This window comes from Pedobacter yulinensis (genome assembly GCF_003029735.1).
GTDB classification, from domain to species: Bacteria; Bacteroidota; Bacteroidia; order Sphingobacteriales; family Sphingobacteriaceae; genus Pedobacter; species Pedobacter yulinensis.
In genome coordinates, this window is the sequence record NZ_KZ686270.1 from 151,769 (window position 1) to 169,613 (window position 17,845).

18 protein-coding genes are annotated in these 17,845 nt (G+C 50.3%); 10 read left to right on the forward strand and 8 right to left on the reverse strand.

Annotated elements, in window-relative coordinates; all coding sequences use genetic code 11:
- Positions 1-64: 64 nt before the first annotated feature.
- The 5 genes from prmA to mce form a co-directional block, all read right to left on the reverse strand.
- Entirely contained in the window at positions 65-904 is an 840-nt protein-coding gene (gene prmA / locus C7T94_RS15135; RefSeq protein ID WP_107216255.1) for a 50S ribosomal protein L11 methyltransferase, read from the reverse strand.
- Positions 904-1,665 (reverse strand): triose-phosphate isomerase, encoded by a 762-nt coding sequence (gene tpiA / locus C7T94_RS15140; RefSeq protein WP_107216256.1) that lies wholly within the window; start codon positions 1,663-1,665, stop codon positions 904-906. Before tpiA ends, prmA begins: the two co-directional genes overlap by 1 nt.
- A 5-nt stretch (positions 1,666-1,670) precedes the next feature.
- Positions 1,671-2,843: a putative sugar nucleotidyl transferase gene (locus C7T94_RS15145; RefSeq protein WP_107216257.1), complete on the reverse strand. Its 1,173-nt coding sequence runs from the start codon at positions 2,841-2,843 to the stop codon at positions 1,671-1,673.
- 117 nt (positions 2,844-2,960) lie between these two features.
- Positions 2,961-3,209, reverse strand: a complete 249-nt coding sequence (locus tag C7T94_RS15150) for a type B 50S ribosomal protein L31 (RefSeq protein ID WP_107216258.1) — start codon at positions 3,207-3,209, stop codon at positions 2,961-2,963.
- 423 nt (positions 3,210-3,632) lie between these two features.
- Complete coding sequence (mce, locus tag C7T94_RS15155; RefSeq protein ID WP_107216259.1) at positions 3,633-4,034, reverse strand: methylmalonyl-CoA epimerase; 402 nt, start codon at positions 4,032-4,034, stop codon at positions 3,633-3,635.
- Positions 4,035-4,148: 114 nt separating this feature from the next.
- Between mce and C7T94_RS15160 the strand changes: the two genes are divergently transcribed.
- The 6 genes from C7T94_RS15160 (at position 4,149) to C7T94_RS15185 (ending at position 10,332) form a co-directional block, all read left to right on the forward strand.
- The gene (locus C7T94_RS15160; protein WP_107216260.1) at positions 4,149-5,360 is read left to right on the forward strand and encodes an IscS subfamily cysteine desulfurase; all 1,212 of its coding nucleotides are present in this window, start codon (positions 4,149-4,151) and stop codon (positions 5,358-5,360) included.
- A 90-nt stretch (positions 5,361-5,450) separates the two neighbouring features.
- On the forward strand, positions 5,451-5,864 hold the full coding sequence (gene iscU, locus C7T94_RS15165; RefSeq protein WP_107216261.1) for a Fe-S cluster assembly scaffold IscU: 414 nt from the start codon (positions 5,451-5,453) through the stop codon (positions 5,862-5,864).
- Between the two features lie 27 nt (positions 5,865-5,891).
- Positions 5,892-6,218, forward strand: a complete 327-nt coding sequence (locus tag C7T94_RS15170) for a HesB/IscA family protein (protein WP_107216262.1) — start codon at positions 5,892-5,894, stop codon at positions 6,216-6,218.
- A gap of 97 nt (positions 6,219-6,315) precedes the next feature.
- Positions 6,316-8,232, forward strand: a complete 1,917-nt coding sequence (locus tag C7T94_RS15175) for an AMP-dependent synthetase/ligase (protein ID WP_107216263.1) — start codon at positions 6,316-6,318, stop codon at positions 8,230-8,232.
- Positions 8,233-8,296: 64 nt separating this feature from the next.
- Entirely contained in the window at positions 8,297-10,018 is a 1,722-nt protein-coding gene (lysS, locus tag C7T94_RS15180; RefSeq protein ID WP_204353304.1) for a lysine--tRNA ligase, read from the forward strand.
- Positions 10,019-10,113: 95 nt separating this feature from the next.
- Positions 10,114-10,332 carry a hypothetical protein gene (locus C7T94_RS15185; protein ID WP_107216264.1) on the forward strand — a complete coding sequence of 73 codons (219 nt, stop codon included), beginning with the start codon at positions 10,114-10,116 and terminating at the stop codon, positions 10,330-10,332.
- Positions 10,333-10,402: 70 nt separating this feature from the next.
- Here the strand turns inward: C7T94_RS15185 and C7T94_RS15190 are convergent, their stop codons facing one another.
- Positions 10,403-10,942 (reverse strand): hypothetical protein, encoded by a 540-nt coding sequence (locus C7T94_RS15190; protein WP_107216265.1) that lies wholly within the window; start codon positions 10,940-10,942, stop codon positions 10,403-10,405.
- A 92-nt stretch (positions 10,943-11,034) separates the two neighbouring features.
- On the opposite strand from C7T94_RS15190, the gene C7T94_RS15195 reads away from it, so the two are divergent.
- Together C7T94_RS15195 and ung are read left to right on the forward strand one after the other, a co-directional pair.
- Complete coding sequence (locus C7T94_RS15195; protein ID WP_107216266.1) at positions 11,035-11,553, forward strand: thioredoxin family protein; 519 nt, start codon at positions 11,035-11,037, stop codon at positions 11,551-11,553.
- Positions 11,554-11,562: 9 nt separating this feature from the next.
- Positions 11,563-12,243: a uracil-DNA glycosylase gene (gene ung, locus C7T94_RS15200; RefSeq protein ID WP_107216267.1), complete on the forward strand. Its 681-nt coding sequence runs from the start codon at positions 11,563-11,565 to the stop codon at positions 12,241-12,243.
- An 84-nt stretch (positions 12,244-12,327) separates the two neighbouring features.
- Here ung and C7T94_RS15205 read toward each other — a convergent pair whose 3' ends face one another.
- Positions 12,328-12,798, reverse strand: coding sequence for an Lrp/AsnC family transcriptional regulator (locus C7T94_RS15205; RefSeq protein ID WP_107216268.1), 471 nt, complete (start codon positions 12,796-12,798; stop codon positions 12,328-12,330).
- A gap of 113 nt (positions 12,799-12,911) precedes the next feature.
- On the opposite strand from C7T94_RS15205, the gene C7T94_RS15210 reads away from it, so the two are divergent.
- Entirely contained in the window at positions 12,912-13,565 is a 654-nt protein-coding gene (locus C7T94_RS15210; protein ID WP_107216269.1) for a metal-dependent transcriptional regulator, read from the forward strand.
- A gap of 2 nt (positions 13,566-13,567) precedes the next feature.
- Positions 13,568-15,427, forward strand: a complete 1,860-nt coding sequence (locus tag C7T94_RS15215) for an Nramp family divalent metal transporter (RefSeq protein ID WP_107216270.1) — start codon at positions 13,568-13,570, stop codon at positions 15,425-15,427.
- Here C7T94_RS15215 and C7T94_RS15220 read toward each other — a convergent pair whose 3' ends face one another.
- Positions 15,428-17,731, reverse strand: a complete 2,304-nt coding sequence (locus C7T94_RS15220; RefSeq protein ID WP_107216271.1) for a TonB-dependent receptor — start codon at positions 17,729-17,731, stop codon at positions 15,428-15,430.
- Between the last annotated feature and the right edge of the window lie 114 nt (positions 17,732-17,845).

Genomic DNA, 17,845 nt, shown 5'->3' on the forward strand with positions numbered 1-17,845 from the left:
TTGTGTTAACAGGGAGATTAACCAAAAATATAAAAAATTGGCGCGGCCGGAAGCCGCCGCCGCATTAGTCTGCCCGGAACCGGGCTGCTACCCATTCGCCGTCTTTTTTATGATCAATATACCGCAGACCGGAACGGTTACACTGCTCGGTAATGAGTTGCAGGTCGGGTGCCTCGTAAAAACCGCTGAACAGAATGGTGCCGCCAGGAGCCAGCACTTCGGTGTAACGGGCAATCTGGTCGAGTAAAATGTTCCGGTTGATGTTGGCAAGAATCAGGTCAAACTCTTCGTCAGGAATCACCTCTTTGCTGCCATGCAGGATACGCAGGTTGCTCACGCCATTCAGCGCAGCATTTTCAGACATGCTTTCACAGCAAATTTCATCGTAATCAATAGCCAGAAGCTTCGAAGCACCTTTTTTAGCTGCCAGTATGGCCAGGATGCCTGTACCGGCACCCATATCCAGGACCGACTGCCCGGCCGGTTCCAGCTCCAGCAGGTAACGGATCATCATCGCCGTTGTCTGGTGGTGCCCGGTTCCGAAAGACATTTTAGGATCGATGACAATTTCAAACGGAACCGCAGGGTTTGGCTCATGGAAAGTGGCGCGCACGTAACAAGCGTTGGCAATGAGCAGCGGATTAAAATTTTTTTCCCAGGTTTCGTTCCAGTTCTGCGTTTCAAGTGCCGCGACAGTATATTGGCAGCGAAGCCCGGGCGCAAAAGAATCGATCAGGCGCCGAAGCGCCTGATCGTCAAAAAGATCGGATTGAATATAGGCCGATAACCCTTGTACGTCCTGCTCAAAAGAATCAAAGCCAAGATCGGCCAGTTCGCTTATCAGGAGGTCTTGCTGGTATTCTTCTGCCTCTTCAAAAGTAAAAACAACGCGGGTGTACTGCATTAGCTGTTAAACACTTTGACGATGTCTGTGAAATCGCGTGATTTTAACGAAGCTCCGCCGATCAGGCCGCCGTCAATATCAGGCTGAACAAAAAGCTGCGGCGCATTGCCTGCATTGCAGCTGCCTCCATACAGAATGCTGGTTTCCTCTGCAGTGCCTGCGCCATAGGCAGCGGCAATCTCTGCGCGGATGAAAGCATGTATTTCCTGCGCTTGTTCAGGTGAAGCCGTCAGGCCGGTTCCGATCGCCCAGACCGGCTCGTAAGCAATGACAATGCGGTCAAAGTCGGTTGCATTCAGGCTGAACAGCCCATTCTGCAGTTGCTTTTTCAGCACTTCAAAATAGCTTCCGTTGTTGCGTTCATCGAGTGTTTCGCCAACGCAGAAAATCGGCGTCAGGTCGTTCTTCAGGGCCGATTTTGTTTTTTCGAGTAACAATTCGTCGGTTTCGGCAAAGTACTGCCGTCTTTCTGAGTGCCCGATGATCACATAATCTGCACCGGCAGATTTGACCATCTTTGCAGAAATTTCGCCGGTAAACGCACCGCTGTCATTCTGGTGAATGTTTTGTGCACCCACTCCTACCTTGCCGCCGGCCAGTTTGCCAATGCTGTAGAGGTGAACAAATGGGGCGCAGATCACAGCAGTCTGATCACCTTTCTTTTCATCTCCGATCATGTTCACGATCTCGGAAAAAAGGCTTAACCCTTCCATATAGTCGAGGTTCATTTTCCAGTTACCGGCTACGATTTTCTTTCTCATAATGTTTAATAATATCTGTATGTATCAGTTAATTCAAATATGCTGCTCAGTATACTGCGCTCGGTTTCGTCGAGCGTCATGCCCCGGCGTTCGAACACCCGTGCCGCCGTTTCCAGCATTTTTTCGAGGCGGTACACTTCCAGCCGTTCGCCCCCGCCCCAGGAAAAGTCGGGCATAAAGCTCCGCGGAAAACCGGCCGCGAACACGTTTGAGCCGACGCCAACCACGGTTCCGGTATTGAACATCGTATTGATGGCGCATTTGACATGGTCGGCCATGATCATTCCGCAAAACTGCAGTCCGGTATCGCGCGGCGACCTGCGCTCGTAATCCCATAACCGCACGTTGGCATAATTGTTTTTCAGGTTGCTGTTGTTGCTGTCTGCTCCAATGTTACACCACTGTCCCATCACTGAATTGCCCAGGTAACCTTCATGGCCCTTAGACGAGAAACCCCAGATCACGGCGTTGTTGATCTCGCCCCCCACCCGGCTAAATGGCCCGATGGTCGTGTTCGGATAAATTTTGGCACCCATTTTTACCTGCGAGTCATGGCACAGGGCGAAACTGCCCCTGATGTTGCTGCTCTCCCAAACCTGGCTGTTCCTGCCCAGGTAAATGGGACCCTGCAGGCTGTTGAAAACCGAGCATTCTGCCGATGCGCCCTCTTCGGCAAACACACGCTCGCCCAGAAACGTATTCGTATTGCTGAGTGTTGCTGAATTACGGCCTTTGGTCAGGAGGTCAAAGTCCTTGTTCAGCTCCGGTCCGTTGTGGCGAAAAATATCTTCAGGATGGGTAAGTTTCAGGAACGGACCGTCAAACGCAATGCGGTCCAGCTTACCGGCTGTCTGCTCATCATGAGCCGAAGCGGGCTCTGCAGCATATGCGATCAGGATCTGTTCCTGCCAGAGGGCCTGACCGGTTTTTAAAGCTTGCACAGCATCGGTCAGGGCATTATCAGGACAGATGCTCCCATTGATAAAGAGCGGTGCTTGAAGCGCGCTGAACTTGGCCTGCAGGTAGGTCTGCGTACAGAAACCGGAGGCTGATGACAGGCGCGCTGCCCACTTTTCAGCTATGGTCAGGATACCGATTCGCAGGTCGGCAACCGGTCGGGTAAAAGTGAGCGGCCTGAGCGAACTCCAGGAGGTGTCATCAAAAAGATTGAAAGCCATTTGAACGGGTTATCATTTTAGCACCGCAGAAACGCGTTTCCCGGCGGCAGCAAAAATAAAAAAAGTCCCGAGGCATCAGCACCCGGGACTTTTAATTTTTTTAAAACGAACGAAAAATTACTTCTTCGCGTAACGGTTTTTGAATTTATCGATGCGTCCTGCTGTATCGACAAGTTTCATTTTACCGGTATAGAACGGATGCGAAGTGTGAGAAATCTCCAGTTTGTAAAGTGGATATTCGTTTCCATCTTCCCACTGGATCGTTTCTTTTGTATCCACACAAGACTTTGTCAGGAAGGCATAGTCGTTAGACATGTCCTTGAAAACAACCGGCCTGTAGCTAGAAGGATGCAGATCTTTTTTCATTGTTATATCGTTATATTATTGCCTGAAATTTAAGGATGCAAATATGCGGATACTTTTTTTTATTTCCAAGTGTTTATTTGTTTTTTATGATTGCGTTTATATCCATACCGCCTGCGCAACCGGTGTGCCTTTCACCCGCACACCAGACAACGCCTGTTTGCATGCTCAGGATGCTGCGCCCGCTCTTTGTTCCTTGCTCCTTGCTGTTGGCCACCAACCAAACCGGGCGGCAGCGGAAAAGGGCGCGTTAAAATTTCAAAGAGATGGTGCACGCGAGCTCCGGAAAATAATCGCGGCAGGCGCCACAGTGTTAAGAGCCACGCAGTTTGCACGCTGATGCGACAGGGCCTGGTTTCTATTTTTTATCCTTATTCAGGCCAGGCGCCCTTGCATCCATTCCTGATCAGATATTACCATCCGGTTCTACCCTGCCTCCTGGCACAGCTCGATCAAAACCCCGCAGGCATCTTTCGGGTGCACAAAACACACAAGTTTGTTATCGGCACCGCGCTTGGGCTGGTCATTCATCAGGCGGAAGCCTTCTGCACGCAGCCTGTCCATTTCGGCTAAAATATCGGTTACCTCGAAGGCAATGTGGTGCAGCCCCTCGCCGCGTTTTGCTATAAATTTCGCAATGGCGCTTTCTTCGCCGGTGGCTTCCAACAGTTCGACCTTTGCATCACCGGTTTCAAAGAACAGGGTATTAACCTGCTCGGAAACAACTGCTTCTGTCTTATAAGGGCTTTTACCCAGCAAAGCCTGGTAAGTTTTTCCTGCCGCTTCAAGGCTTTTTACGGCAATGCCGATGTGTTCAATTTTATTCATTCGCCAGACGGTTAAAGGAATGTAAAAATGCAGGTTTTATCGATAGGCCCATAGGAATAAATTATAATTGTTCAGCAAGAAAATTAGTATCTTTGTCTACTTAAAGATAACGAGATGAAACAACCGATATATTTAGATAACAACGCAACCACGCCACTCGATCCCCGTGTGCTGGAAGCCATGCTGCCCTACTTTACAGAAAAATTCGGAAATGCTTCAAGCCGCAACCACGCTTTTGGCTGGGTGGCAGAAGAGGCAGTCGATTACGCCCGTGAACAGGTAGCAAAACTCGTCGGATGTACTGAAAAAGAAATCATTTTTACTTCGGGCGCAACCGAAGCAGATAACCTGGCTATTAAAGGTGTTTTTGAAATGTACCAGGAGAAAGGCAACCACATCATTACTGCGGTTACCGAACACAAAGCAGTGCTGGATACCTGTAAACACCTGGAGAAACTGGGTGCGAAGGTTACTTACCTCCGGGTAAAAGAAGACGGCCTGATCGACCTGGCAGAGCTTGAAGCCGCCATGACACCTGAGACCATTCTGGTTTCGATCATGTATGGCAACAACGAGATCGGTGTGATCCAGCCCGTAAAAGAAATTTCGGCAATTGCCCATAAACACGGCGCCCTGTTCATGACAGATGCAACTCAGGCCGTTGGCAAGATCCCTGTTAATGTCAATGAAGACGGCATTGACCTGATGGCCTTCTCTGCACACAAAATGTACGGGCCAAAAGGTGTTGGTGTATTGTATGTGCGCCGCAAAGGACCAAGAGTAAAAGTGACTGCCCAGATAGACGGCGGCGGTCATGAGCGCGGCATGCGTTCAGGCACCCTTAACGTTCCTGGTATTGTTGGCCTTGGCAAAGCCTGTGAGCTCTGCCGCCTGGAAATGGACGAAGAAGCCAAACGGCTTTCTGCATTGCGCGATAAACTGGAAAGCAGGCTAACCCAGCTTGAAGAAAGTTACGTAAACGGTAACCGCGAAAACCGCCTGCCGCATGTAGCCAACATTTCCTTCAAATATGTAGAGGGTGAAGGCCTGATGATGGCGATGAAAGATCTTGCCGTTTCTTCAGGATCGGCCTGTACTTCGGCCTCACTTGAGCCTTCTTATGTATTGAAAAGCCTCGGCCTTTCAGATGACCTTGCACACTCGTCGATCCGTTACGGACTTGGCCGCTTTACCACCGAAGCCGACATCGACGAAGCCATTGCCATTACTGAAAAAGCAGTAAATCACCTGCGTGAACTATCTCCGCTGTGGGAAATGTTCAAGGAAGGCGTTGACCTGAGCAAAATTGAGTGGGCAGAACACTAGCATAAACAGGCTGATGGCCTGAAATTTAAACAGTTAAAACAAAATATTCCGGCAGGTGTCATACTTAACGGAAGCTAAAAGATAAAGATCATGGCATATTCAGATAAAGTAATCGATCACTACAGCAATCCCCGCAACGTGGGTACGCTGAATAAAGACGAGAAAAACGTAGGAACAGGTCTGGTGGGAGCACCGGAATGCGGCGACGTGATGCGTCTTCAGATTGAAGTGGGTGCAGACAATGTAATTACCGATGCTAAATTCAAGACGTTTGGCTGTGGCTCGGCAATCGCGTCTTCTTCGCTGGCAACAGAATGGCTGAAAGGCAAAACCGTAGACGAAGCGCTGGCCATCGACAACATGGACATTGTTGAAGAACTGGCTCTGCCGCCTGTAAAGATCCATTGCTCTGTACTGGCCGAAGATGCCATCAAAGCAGCGATCAATGATTACCGTGTAAAAAACGGAATGGAACCCCTGGTGCTCGAAAAATCGCATCACTAAGCTTTCATTCACTTAAAATTAAAAGAGATGATCACCATTACCGAAAAGGCAAAAGACAAAATAGAACACCTGATGCAGGATGCTGCACTGGATGAAAGCTATTTCCTGCGTGTTTCTGTCAAAGGTGGAGGCTGCTCGGGGTTGTCTTACAACCTTGACTTCGACAACGAAACCAAACCCGGCGACCAGCCGTTCGAAGACCAGGGCGTTAAAGTGGTTCTGGACATGAAATCGTTTTTATACCTTGCCGGTACCGAACTGGACTTCTCAGACGGGCTTAACGGCAAAGGATTCAATTTTATTAATCCGAACGCGAGCCGCACCTGCGGATGCGGGGAAAGTTTTTCTGTTTAATTTTTTTAAGATTATTGGAAGAAGGGCGCCTGTGCGCCCTTTTTGCATTTTGGGATAAAAACTTTATCATTGCCTTCAGACAAGCCACCAAGCACCAATGAGCAAGCCTTTATTCAACGAATTTTCAACCGTCCCCAGTCTGCTGCGCCATGTTGTAGAACATATCCACCCCCCTGCCCATCCATTTCTTATGGACAAAAAGGGAACAGAATGGGTAGAGATCTCTTTTGAGGACACGCTTAAAAGAGCAGATGCGGTGGCCGCCTATTTCCTTGAACAGGGCGTAGTAAAGGGCGACAGAATGGGTCTTATGATTGAGAACTCGCCTGAATATGTCTATTATGACCAGGGCATTCAGCAGATCGGCGCCATTAATGTGTCGGTGTACCCCACCCTTTCTGAACAGGAGGTTGCCTACATCCTCAATGATTCAGGCATGAAAGCCATTCTGGTCGGAAACCCTTTTCTGTTTCGCAAGGTGCTCAAGGTGGCAGGAAACTGCCGGGAACTGCGCTACATCATACCTGCTTTTGAAGGGCACGAGAAAGTGGCACTGCCTGAAACGCTGCAGGCTGAGGTAATCAGCTTTGAAGACATTCTGCGCCTTAAACAGCAGGTAACCGCAGCTGAACGAGCGGCAATAGACCAGAGCAGGCGGCTGCTGCTGCCGCAGGATGTTTCAGCATTAATTTATACCTCAGGTACAACCGGCATCCCTAAAGGCGTCATGTTAACCCACAGCAACTTTGTGGAGAACGTTAAGGTCTGTCTTCAGCAGATCCCAGTCATCGATAAAAACGAAACTTTCCTTTCCTTCCTGCCGCTGTCGCACGTGTTCGAGCGCACGGCCACCTACCACGTATGCTGCGCGCAGGGTTGCAAAATTGCTTTTGCACAGAGCCTTGAACTGCTGGCAAAGAACATGGCCGAAGTTCGGCCTACCGTCATGAACTGTGTGCCGCGCCTGCTGGAGCGTATCCATGACAAGGCCATCAAATCGGGTACCAGTGCCGGCGGTGTAAAAGCTGGAATCTTTACCTGGGCGCTTGAAACCGGTCAGGCTTACCGGCAAAAAAAAGAAGCCGGCCACAACCCGGGCTTGCTGCTCGCCGCAAAAAAGGCGCTGGCAGAAAAGCTTGTCTTCAGCAAGATCAAAGAAAAGACCGGGGGCCGCCTCAAATTCATGATCTCGGGCGGTGCTGCATTGCCCAGGAACGTGGGCGAGTTTTTTGGTAACCTCGGCATTAAGATCCTGGAAGGTTTTGGCCTGACAGAAACGTCGCCGGTTATGAGCGTAACCGAATACCACAGACAGGTCTACGGAACCGTTGGCCGGGTAATTCCAGGAATCGAGATTGGCATCCAGGACATCGAAACCAGACAATTTCATTCCATACAGACACACGAAACCTTCAACGAAAACTTTGAAAGCGCCGAGGGCGAGATTGTGGTACGCGGGCATTGTGTCATGAAGGGCTATTTTAATAAACCTGCAGAAACCGCCGAGGCCATTGACCGCGAGGGCTGGTTCCACACCGGCGATATTGGCCGGTTCTTCAAGGGCAACCTCCAGATCACCGACCGGTTAAAGAACATGATCGTTAACGCCTATGGCAAAAACGTCTACCCAACGCCCGTCGAAAATATTTACCTCAAGAGCACCAAAATCGACCAGCTGTTCCTGATCGGCGATAAAAAGGAATACATCACGGCAATCGTTATCCCCAACCGGGAAAATCTGGAAGAGCAATTTGGACTGACCGAGACGTTTTTTCAGCAGCCGGAGACTTTTATCGAAGACAAAGCGATTCAGGACTGGATCGCAGCCGATATCAGAAAACTTTCGAACGAGCTTGCCAAATTTGAGCGCATCAAAAATTTCAAGGTCAAACGCACGCCGTTTAGCCAGGAAGCCGGCGAAGTTACGCCTACGCTGAAAGTGAAAAGAAGGGTGGTTGAACAGAAGTATGCCCAGGCCATCAAAGACATGTACAGCGAACCGGTCGAAGAATAGCAACCGCTGCAGCCGGCATTGAAAACCGGGCGTAAATCACTATTTTTGCAGAAAATTACCAGGAATGATCACAGGACTATCCGAACAGGAAATATTACGTCGTGAGGCACTCAAGCAGCTGCGCGAACTTGGCATTGATCCATACCCCGCAGAAGCTTTTGAAATAAACGCCCATGCAGCAGATATAAACAGCAATTACGAGCGGGACAAAACTGCTTACAAAAACATCAGCATTGCCGGCCGGATCATGACCAGGCGCATCATGGGCAGCGCATCTTTTGCCGAGCTCCAGGATTCGACCGGGCGTGTCCAGATCTACCTGAAGCGCGACGACCTTTGCCCCGGCGACGATAAAACCCTGTACAACACGGTATTTAAAAAACTACTTGACCTTGGCGATTACATTGGTGTGACCGGGTACGTCTTTACAACCCAGACCGGCGAGATATCGGTTCATGTAACCAGCCTGACAGTGCTCGCCAAATCGCTCCGTCCCCTGCCTGTGGTGAAACGTGACGAGTCGGGTGCAGTATATGATGGATTTACAGATCCAGAACTGCGTTACCGCATGCGTTATGTAGACCTGACCGTAAATCCGGAAAACAAAGAAATTTTTATCCGCAGATCGCGGGTCATCAACTCAATGCGCGCATATTTTGACAGCCAGGGCTGGATGGAGGTCGAGACACCCATCCTGCAGCCGGTGCACGGTGGTGCGGCAGCACGCCCCTTTGCTACGCACCATAATACCCTCGACATGCCGCTTTACCTGCGCATAGCCAATGAACTGTACCTGAAAAGACTGATCGTGGCAGGTTTTGACGGCGTTTACGAATTTGGTAAAATGTTTCGCAATGAGGGCATGGACCGGACGCATAACCCGGAATATACCTCTATGGAGATCTATGTAGCCTACAAAGACTATGTCTGGATGATGGCCATGGTCGAGGAATGCCTGGAGCATGTAGCCATTGCAACCACCGGATCTGCCAGGGTTCAGGTCGGTCAGCATGAGATCAACTTTGAGGGTCCTTACGAGAAAATGAGCATGTATGAATCGATCCTTAAATATACCGGGATCGACGTATCTGCCATGAGCGAAGAACAGCTTATTCAGACCTGTCACGACCTGGGCATTGAAACAGATTCCTCTATGGGCCGGGGTAAACTGGTCGATGAACTGTTCAGCGAAAAAGTCGAGGCCAACCTGATCCAGCCAACCTACATTACCGATTACCCAATCGAAATGACGCCGCTTGCTAAAAAACACCGCAGCAAAGCAGGGCTGGTAGAGCGCTTCGAACTGTTTGTAAATGGCAAGGAGATCGGCAACGCTTATTCAGAACTGAATGACCCGATAGACCAGAAGGAGCGCTTTGAAGACCAACTGAAACTGGCGGCGCGCGGCGATCATGAAGCCATGGCCATGGATGAGGATTTCGTACGGTCACTGGAATATGGCATGCCGCCAACAGCCGGCTTGGGCATCGGCATTGACCGCCTGGTTATGCTGCTCACCAACCAGAGCACCATCCAGGAAGTCCTTTTCTTCCCGCAGATGAGGCCGGAGAAAAAAGCCAGGGTTACCAGCGACGAGGATTTCGTGAACGCAGGGGTGCCGGCTGAGTGGGTCCAGGTGATTCGCAAAATGAACATCAATACGATCGAAGAGCTTAAAGCAGCCAACCCCAACAAGGTATTCAACGACCTGGGCGGCATGCGCAAAAAACTTAAACTTGACCTGACCATGCCTGCTAAAGACCAGGTCATGGCCTGGTTTGCTTAACATAAAAATAACGAAAGCTTAAAAGCCGCTGAAACTTATGTTTCGGCGGCTTTTTTATTTTTACTGATGCCCAATGGCCATTAAATCTTAAAGTTATGAAAGGCTCCATCCTCGAAATCACCGAGCGTGAATATTGCATCAAATTAAATAAAGACGTATTTGACCTTTCCCTGGTTCACCAGCTTATTAAACGCATCCAGGCAGAAGAATTTTTTTTCAGGCGTTCGCCCGAGAATGAAGAAGAAGGAGATGTGCTGAGCCGTCGCGCCTATCGCGAGGAACGCGAAGGTTTTGATTATCTGGAAGACAAGTAGATTTTTCGGGAATTCGGGCTGACAGGGAGCTGAAACAACCGGCGCATGCGCTGAAACGTCCAAGCCACGTCTACCTGTACCGAACCTGCTGCTGGCGGTCCATCATACCCATCTGGTCTTTCATCTGTTTGATCTGCTCGGCCAGCAATTTGTTTTTATCAGCTTTTTTTGCTTCCGAGAGGTACATCTGCGCCTCGCGTTTGTTCCGTTTCGCCATGGCAATGCCGGCCAGGCTTAATTTGGCAAGGGCTATATTGTGATCCATCTGCATGCCCATCGACAATGACTTCTTGAAATACTTTTCACTTTGCATCGGTGCACGGCGGCTTTCGATCAAACCCATCAGCAGGTGGTAATAACCGTGCTGCACTTTGATGAGCTGGCGCTCATAATTCGTAATGCGTTTCAGAAACACTTCTGCTTTCGGCATGTTGTCTTTACGAAGAAACCATTGCGCCAGCAGCATATTTTCATTGAAAAAGTAAGTAACGAAGACCAAAAGGCTGACCAGCACGGCCAGGATTCCCCAGCCCCAGAAACCGAAGACAAAAAGGGCCACTGCACCGCCTAAAAGCGCGAATCCGACGATCAACCTGATAATGTTGGGCATATGTGTATGAATTATAATTTTTTTGCAAATATCGTGTTTAAATGCCAATTAATAGATTTTAAAATGATATTTTCAGCCAAAATTGCTAAAAAATGAAAGCAAGCCTATTCCTGATCCTCAGCCTGTTTACCATGACCGCCTCTGCCCAGAAACTGAATAAAACGATGCACGATAAAACGCGCGATAAAGATGTCCTGATCAACCAGTGCGACCGGGCAGGACTCATCGCCTTTCCTGAGTTTAAAGAAATGTACGATGCCGTATATCCCTCGTATGCGCCCGACTCGGCCACGACTCCCGAACTCAAACGTGCCCTGTCTGCCGGTCAGCACATCACCATCGTGCTGGGTACCTGGTGCGGCGACAGCAAACTGCAGGTTCCACATTTCCTGAAAGTACTCGACGAAGCAGGCTTCCCACAAAAAAGTGTTTCATTTATTGCGGTAGACGGAAACAAAAAAGCAGAAAACGGACTTATTGATAAACTGGCGATTGAGCGCGTACCGACCTTCATCGTAACCGATAAAGCCGGGGCCGAACTCGGGCGCATTATCGAGCACCCAAAACAAACGCTGGAAAAAGATCTGCTCGCTATCGTGCAGAAAAACTAACACATTAGCATGTCTGTTAACCTTGAACCCGGCTGGCTTGCCGTACTTGAGCAGGAATTTAAAAAGGAATACATGGTCAGCCTGCGGGCTTTTCTGGAAGAAGAAAAGCGGCGCGGTGTGCAGATCTACCCTAAAGGAAGCGATATTTTCAATGCGCTGAATACAACGCCGTTTGACCGTGTCCAGGTGGTTATTCTTGGGCAAGATCCCTACCACGGCGCAGGCCAGGCACATGGCTTATCGTTTTCGGTACAGAAGGGCGTTACCATTCCGCCTTCACTCAAAAACATCTATAAAGAACTGGAAGCAGACATTCCGGGCTTTACCCCCCCTGCCCACGGTAACCTTACGTATTGGGCAGAACAGGGCATTCTCTTGCTGAACGCAACCCTGACGGTTCGCGCGGCTGAGGCTGGCTCGCACCAGAAACGGGGCTGGGAACAGTTTACCGATGAGGTGATCCGCGCGCTGTCATCAAAAAAGAAAAATGTCGTTTTCCTGCTCTGGGGCAGATACGCCCAGGAAAAAGCAGCACTCATCGATGAAACAAAACACCATGTACTTCGTGCCGCGCACCCCTCACCTTTTTCTGTTCACAATGGCTTCTTCGGCTGCAAGCATTTTTCCAAAACGAATGAATTGCTGCGGCAAAACAACCTGCACCCGATAGACTGGCAGATCCCGGCTTAACTGCCCGGTGCTTCCCGGAAAATCACATGTACTTTCGATCGCCGCAGCCGTCAAAAGATGCTGGCCACAGGGAAAAATGCTGAACTAATATTCAAGCGGAATGATGGGCTCCTTTTTGGTGGTAGACATGATCATCATGGTTTGAAAAGTTTTGACGACAGATATCTTGCTGATCTTGTCCATGATCAGCCTTTCGTAAGCCTTGATGTCTTTCACATAGACCTTGAGCAGAAAATCAGCCTGGCCGGTTACGTGGTGGCATTCGGTAATCTCCTTGATCTGGTTTACCTCGTCAAGAAAAATCTGGATGGTATTGTTTTTATGAAAGTCCAGCTGGATCTGGATAAAGGTCTTGATGCCAAGACCGAGTTTTTCTTCATCTACCAGGGCATGGTAACTTTTAATGTAGCCTGACATTTCCAGCTTACGGACACGCTCGAGCGTAGGCGCCGGAGAAAGTCCGATTTCCTGCGAAAGCAGAAGGTTGGTGATTCTTCCGTTTTCCTGGAGAATTTTGAGAATTTTCAGATCGGTCTTGTCTAGTTCGCCTGCCATGGGCCAAAGTTACGCATTAAACCAAATTATATTCTATAAAACATTAGAAATTTTGTCAAATATTTCACCAGATTTTTTTTAGATTTACCTAAAAAAATTATTAGATAAATAGAATGCAAAGCTTTACCGAAGAGAATTATTTGAAAGCGATTTATCATTTGGCAGAGCAACCCGAGCAATACGTTCAAACAAATGCCATCGCTGACCGGTTGCAGACCAAAGCCGCTTCTGTGACAGACATGATGAAAAAACTTGCAGACAAGGGCCTGATCGATTACGTCAGGTATACCGGCGCCAGGTTAACCCCTGCGGGGCACCAGACGGCCGTTGACATTGTGCGCAAACACCGCCTCTGGGAAGTTTTCCTGGTCGAAACGCTTAACTTCAAATGGGACGAAGTGCATGATGTTGCAGAAGAGCTGGAGCACATCAGTTCAGTATTGCTGATCGAACGCCTGGACGAGTTTTTGGGCTTTCCGCGTACCGACCCGCACGGCGACCCCATTCCTGACAAACATGGCAAGTTTGAAAAACGGAGCTTTGTAAAGCTGACCAAACTGGAGCCAGGCAGCTCAGGAACGGTTACAGGGGTGAGCGAACACTCTACGCCCTTTCTCAAACACCTGGAAAAGCTCGGCCTGACACTTGGGGCAGGCATTACGGTAAACGAGATCAGCGAATTTGACGGCTCGGTCGAATTGCTGCTGGAAAACAAGAAGATCAACATCAGCCGCGATGTTGCCAAACATATCCTGATCAACACCTGATTATGTCATCGGAATCATTAAGCGAAGTACACCACAGCGTTTCCACGAACAAGCGAAAAGGATGGAAACGCATCCTTGCATTTCTGGGACCGGCCTACCTGGTCAGCGTAGGTTACATGGACCCCGGAAACTGGGCCACAGATATAGCAGGCGGAAGCAAGTTCGGCTACCAGCTGATCTGGGTGCTGCTCATGTCAAATCTCATCGCGCTGCTCCTGCAATCGCTCAGTGCGAGGTTGGGTATTGTACGGGGGCTCGACCTGGCTCAGGCCTCGCGTCAGGCCTACCCGAAGTGGGTCAACCTGCCTTTGTTTTTACTGGCGCAAACTGCGATCATCGCCTGCGATCTGGCCGAGGTAATCGGCATGGCCATCGGCCTGCAGCTGCTGTTCGGCCTGCCCCTGATCTGGGGTATATCGATCACCCTGCTGGATACCATCCTGCTTCTTTTCCTGCTCAACAAAGGCATGCGCGCCATGGAAGGTTTTATTGTTTCGATGGTCTTTATTGTCGGACTGGCTTTCCTCGCCGAGATGTTTATCGTAGAACCAGCAGCCGGCGAGATCCTCAAGGGGCTCGAACCCTCCATGCTCTCGGGCGATGCACTCTACATTGCTATTGGCATTATTGGAGCAACCGTTATGCCGCATAACCTGTACCTGCACTCCTCGCTGGTGCAGACACGCAAGATTGAGCGCAGCAACAAGGGGATACGTGAGGCGCTGAAATTTAACCTGATCGACACGACCGTTGCCCTCAACCTCGCATTTTTTGTCAACGCCGCCATTCTGATCCTGGCTGCGGCAGCCTTTTACCGGAATGGCCTGCACGAAGTGGCCGAAATCCAGGATGCCCATAAGCTGCTCGACAACATTTTCGGCAGCATTGCCCCTACCCTATTCGCCATTGCGCTGATCGCAGCCGGGCAAAGCTCTACCGTTACAGGTACCCTGGCCGGACAGATCGTGATGGAAGGGCACATCAATCTGCGCATTCAACCCTGGCTAAGACGCATGCTGACACGTTTATTGGCCATTGCCCCAGCATTCTTTACCATTCTGCATTTTGGCGATGATGCACTGGGAGAACTCCTGGTGCTGAGCCAGGTGGTGCTGAGCCTGCAGCTGGGGTTTGCCATTATCCCGCTTATTCACTTCACATCAGACAAAAAACTGATGAAGAATTTTGCCATTCGCCCCTGGGTAAAGGTGATTGCCTGGGCAAGTGCTCTGCTTATCGTGGCCCTGAACGTGAAGCTGGTTGTAGAGGAGATCGGCATCTGGAGCAAAGGAACAAACAGCTGGGCCATATACGTGCTGGTGGTTCCGTTAGCGGTGCTCATTGCCCTGCTGCTGCTGTACGTTTTTGTGCGGCCCCTGGTACCAAGCCTTTCCAGCCACAAAACCATTGTACCCCATGGCGATGCGCTTGATATAGGCAGCGTTGACAAGATCAACTATGAACACGTGGGCATTGCCGTAGATTTTTCCCGCAACGACAGGAATACCATACGTCATGCACTGATCCAGGGAGGAAAAGACGCGCATTATTACCTGATCCATGTCGTTGAAACGGCTGCTGCACGTTACCATGGCGCGCGCGTGATGGACCATGAAACCCAGAGTGACCAGGAAAACCTGCAGAAGTATATTGATAACCTGAGTGCGCTCGGCTTTGACGCAAGCGCGCAGATCGGCTTTGGCGGCACCGCACGTGCTATTGCCACCATCGCCAAAGAAAAGGAACTTGACCTGCTGGTTATGGGTGCGCATGGCCATAAAGGCGTGAAGGATCTGATTTTTGGCACCACGGTCGATGCCGTTCGCCACCGCGTCAGTATCCCTGTGCTCATCATCCGCTGATCAGCGCACAAACAGGCGCAGGCCGAGGAAGCCGCGAATGCCCTGGTTGGGACCATAAGAATACCCATCGGGGTCGAACTTCAGGGCCTGCGGATTGTAAGCCGGATCGGCCGGCGACACATTATTTACCGGCACCACCTGGCCGGAGCCGTCAAACTGAACGTAGCGGTCAAAGGGATCGAACGCACGCGCAATAGGCGATCCGCCGGGTTGTTTTCGCGATATGGTCCAGTTCAGCAGGTTCTTTACGCCCCCATAAATTTCCAGGTTTCCCCTGAATCTTTTCGTGAGCTGGATGTTCTGGATGCTCCAGGCCGGCGAATAAGCCGGACGCTGGTCCAGGGGCCCGAGCAAAGCCAGGCGCATTGGCCCGATGACGCTGCCTGTATAATCCAGGTGCATGTTCAGCGATTCAAACCGGTAGCTGATTGCCCAGGTACCCATCCAACTCTCACTTTTTACGGGTCTGACAGCGTTGCGGTTGCCGGCTGCATCGCGTTCCACATTGCGTACATCGAGCAGGCTTGCTCCCGCTATGGCATTGAAGGGGCCAAGCGTCAGGTCCAGATTGAGGCTCAGCCCTTTCGTAATGCCATAACCATCCAGGTTGGCGTACCGGATCTGCGTAGGTGCTGTGTCGTAATCGGCCGTGATCCTGTTATTGAAGTAGGTGTACCAGCCGGAAAAATCAAGGTTTAACGTATTCTGCCTGCCAAGGTCCAGCTTTTTAAGATAGTTCAGATTAACGTTATAGCTGCGTTCGGGTTTGAGCGCCTCCAGGATAACTACCTCGCGCGCGCCACTGAGCGCAGCATGGTCTTCAGTAAAAAGATTGACAACCCTGAAGCCTGAGCCGGCATTCATGCGCAGTATATCGTTTGCGCTCAGGTTCCATTTGTAAGCCAGCCTGGGAGTAAAAATGTTCCCGTGTACCGAATGGTGATCGTATCGTACGCCCAGCAACAGTTTGTGGACTTCTGAAAGGCTGATTTCGTTCTGCAGAAACAGACCGGGTAACAGCACATGGTCGGCCGCTGGCGTAGCGGGCGTGTTGTCGTTGTAATAGGTATAACGCAGCGCCGCCCCGAATAACAGGTCATTCATACCCGCCTTTTTGTCCCAGGTCAGCTGTCCGAAGGCGATCTGTTGCCTGGCCGCAAACAGATCGGTCCCGTATACGGAATTCTGGTCGTGGTTGTTATATGAAAAAGCGAGGAACACCTTTTCAGGCAGGGGCAGCTGGTAGGTTCCGAAGACCTCCCACCGCTTCGTATAGATGCTTTCGGCGTAAACAGATCCGCTTCCGCGGTCAGCACGCGTCCAGTTCGTTTGTCCGCCCCAGCGGTCTTCATAAAGATAACGTCCGGCCAGGCTGAATTTCCGGCCGTCGGGCCGGTTAAAATCCCATTTCTGGAAAAGCGACAGGCGCTGCTGCAGGGTCATGTCTGTAAAGCCATCGTGGTTATGGTCAATCCGGTTATTAAAATTGAAATGATTCAGTCCTGTCAGTACGCTGGCGCTGCGGCCTGCATTGAATTTCAAGCCGAGGTCAGTATTGTATTCGCCCCAGCCGGTTGCAAAGGCATCTGCCGTAAACGATGGCGTGTTCGCTGCATTCTTGGTAATGACATTAATCAGCCCACCCACGGCCTCAGAGCCGTAAAGTGAAGATGCCGGGCCCTTCACCACCTCAACCCGCTCAATTAGCGATGCCGGAATACCGGAGAGGCCGTAAACGGTCGACAGGCCGCTGACGATGGGCATCCCATCGATCAGCACCATGGTGTATGGACCTTCCAGTCCATTCATGTGAATATCGCCGGTGTTGCAGACGTTACAGTTCAACTGTGGCCGGATGCCGTTCACATGCTGCAGAGCATCAAATATGGTGGGCGTCGGGTTCTTGGCAAAAAAAAGTGCATTGTATACTTCGACATTGACCGGGCTGTCTTCCCTGCGCACCGCCTTCAGTGTTCCGGATACCACAACGTCGTTCAGGTTGCCTGCCTCAGGCTCCATTTGCACGTCCAGGCTGAGGGTGTCGGCTGTTGCCGGTGTTATGGGCAGCCGCAGCCGCCGGTAACCAACAGCGCTAAAATGGAGAAAGCCCGGAGATGAAGCGGGGGCTTGTAAAAAAAATCGGCCCAGGCTGTCGGTTTTTACTGCCGGCCCCTGTGTACCCGTTCGTACCGAGACCCCTTCCAGATGCTGGCCGCCGCTGCGCACCACACCGCGTACCATACGTTGTGCAAACACAGCACAGCCCATAAACGAGAACAGCAACAAGCACTTAATATGTTTCATGACTTTAAATTAGATCACCAAAGATATTAATTTAGATATATCTAAAAATATATTTAGAACATTTAAATTTCAAATTGGTTTTACAGCCAGATTAAATCACATTTTGTTTCCTGA

Bases quoted from the DNA above. Each gene is read 5' to 3' on its own strand.
- prmA (WP_107216255.1), bottom strand. From the start codon at position 904: ATGCAGTACACCCGCGTTGTTTTTACTTTTGAAGAGGCAGAAGAATAC.
- tpiA (WP_107216256.1), bottom strand. From the start codon at position 1,665: ATGAGAAAGAAAATCGTAGCCGGTAACTGGAAAATGAACCTCGACTAT.
- C7T94_RS15145 (WP_107216257.1), bottom strand. From the start codon at position 2,843: ATGGCTTTCAATCTTTTTGATGACACCTCCTGGAGTTCGCTCAGGCCG.
- C7T94_RS15150 (WP_107216258.1), bottom strand. From the start codon at position 3,209: ATGAAAAAAGATCTGCATCCTTCTAGCTACAGGCCGGTTGTTTTCAAG.
- mce (WP_107216259.1), bottom strand. From the start codon at position 4,034: ATGAATAAAATTGAACACATCGGCATTGCCGTAAAAAGCCTTGAAGCG.
- C7T94_RS15160 (WP_107216260.1), top strand. From the start codon at position 4,149: ATGAAACAACCGATATATTTAGATAACAACGCAACCACGCCACTCGAT.
- iscU (WP_107216261.1), top strand. From the start codon at position 5,451: ATGGCATATTCAGATAAAGTAATCGATCACTACAGCAATCCCCGCAAC.
- C7T94_RS15170 (WP_107216262.1), top strand. From the start codon at position 5,892: ATGATCACCATTACCGAAAAGGCAAAAGACAAAATAGAACACCTGATG.
- C7T94_RS15175 (WP_107216263.1), top strand. From the start codon at position 6,316: ATGAGCAAGCCTTTATTCAACGAATTTTCAACCGTCCCCAGTCTGCTG.
- lysS (WP_204353304.1), top strand. From the start codon at position 8,297: ATGATCACAGGACTATCCGAACAGGAAATATTACGTCGTGAGGCACTC.
- C7T94_RS15185 (WP_107216264.1), top strand. From the start codon at position 10,114: ATGAAAGGCTCCATCCTCGAAATCACCGAGCGTGAATATTGCATCAAA.
- C7T94_RS15190 (WP_107216265.1), bottom strand. From the start codon at position 10,942: ATGCCCAACATTATCAGGTTGATCGTCGGATTCGCGCTTTTAGGCGGT.
- C7T94_RS15195 (WP_107216266.1), top strand. From the start codon at position 11,035: ATGAAAGCAAGCCTATTCCTGATCCTCAGCCTGTTTACCATGACCGCC.
- ung (WP_107216267.1), top strand. From the start codon at position 11,563: ATGTCTGTTAACCTTGAACCCGGCTGGCTTGCCGTACTTGAGCAGGAA.
- C7T94_RS15205 (WP_107216268.1), bottom strand. From the start codon at position 12,798: ATGGCAGGCGAACTAGACAAGACCGATCTGAAAATTCTCAAAATTCTC.
- C7T94_RS15210 (WP_107216269.1), top strand. From the start codon at position 12,912: ATGCAAAGCTTTACCGAAGAGAATTATTTGAAAGCGATTTATCATTTG.
- C7T94_RS15215 (WP_107216270.1), top strand. From the start codon at position 13,568: ATGTCATCGGAATCATTAAGCGAAGTACACCACAGCGTTTCCACGAAC.
- C7T94_RS15220 (WP_107216271.1), bottom strand. From the start codon at position 17,731: ATGAAACATATTAAGTGCTTGTTGCTGTTCTCGTTTATGGGCTGTGCT.